This is a genomic window from Stenotrophomonas sp. P5_B8 (assembly GCF_054049855.1).
In genome coordinates this window covers 1-791 of the sequence record NZ_JBFULO010000799.1, presented here as the reverse complement: position 1 = coordinate 791, position 791 = coordinate 1, and the positions used below count along the sequence as shown (strand labels likewise).

The 791-nt window shown below is 60.5% G+C and carries 1 protein-coding gene and 1 pseudogene; one reads left to right on the top strand and one right to left on the bottom strand.

Features of this window, described 5'->3' with window-relative positions; genetic code table 11:
- A pseudogene (locus tag ACXJKH_RS21530) lies at positions 1-224 on the bottom strand (hypothetical protein); the annotation flags it as partial.
- 218 nt (positions 225-442) lie between these two features.
- Here ACXJKH_RS21530 and ACXJKH_RS21525 point away from each other — a divergent pair.
- The gene (locus ACXJKH_RS21525; protein WP_457322433.1) at positions 443-715 is read left to right on the top strand and encodes an XRE family transcriptional regulator; all 273 of its coding nucleotides are present in this window, start codon (positions 443-445) and stop codon (positions 713-715) included.
- Positions 716-791 lie beyond the last annotated feature (76 nt).

The window sequence follows — 791 nt, the reverse complement described above, 5'->3', positions numbered from 1 at the left end:
AAACTGTCGGACTTCATCACAGCGCGATCTCCGTCAACCACGCTGCTGAGGCTCAAAGAGACACCCCTGCTCGTCCGGGAAAGCTCTGAGAGCTTCACTTTGGCGTCGTAAGACGTTCGATTCTTGAAGCGGTCGTACGAGCGCTGCTGTGCAACAGCCTCCCCTGGGGCTACCGCCGTCAACGCCAACGACACGGCCGCAGCAAGCGAAATCCAGTTCTTCATCCCAACGTCCCCGACTGAGCGCCGACGGGCCCAGCCACCCCTTGCGGCCGGTCACACCACGTGCAACGCTATTTACCACAATGGTAAAGACTTCTACTGAATAGGTATATGGCCCATGCTCSAGCAGGTTCACTCACCGTTACCTCCGCGTGCCCTCACCCCTAGCCATTACCGCCACGTTTTCCAAACGGTTGTCCGAAGCTCGAGCTCTGCGCGGGTTGTCCCAGCGCGCGCTGGGGGCAATGGTGGATAAGGATCGGGACAAGAATCGGGGTGCCGTGCTGATCAACCGGTACGAGCGCGAAAGGAACCAAGCCGACATGACCAAGGCGGCTGAGCTCGCCAGCGCGCTGGACGTGCCGGTCGCCTACCTGTTCGCTGAAGATGATGACTTGGCTGCGGCAATCTTGGCTTTCGCCAAGCTGCCAGCTGATGACCGCCAAAGAATGCGCGAGGAGCTTGAGCGCCTAGCAGGTCAGCAGCCGGGTTAATCGGCTCATGCCGCCAGCTTTGCGACAGCCGCCGCCAAGGTGTCCGGGGCCAGATGCGCATACCGCAGTGTCATAG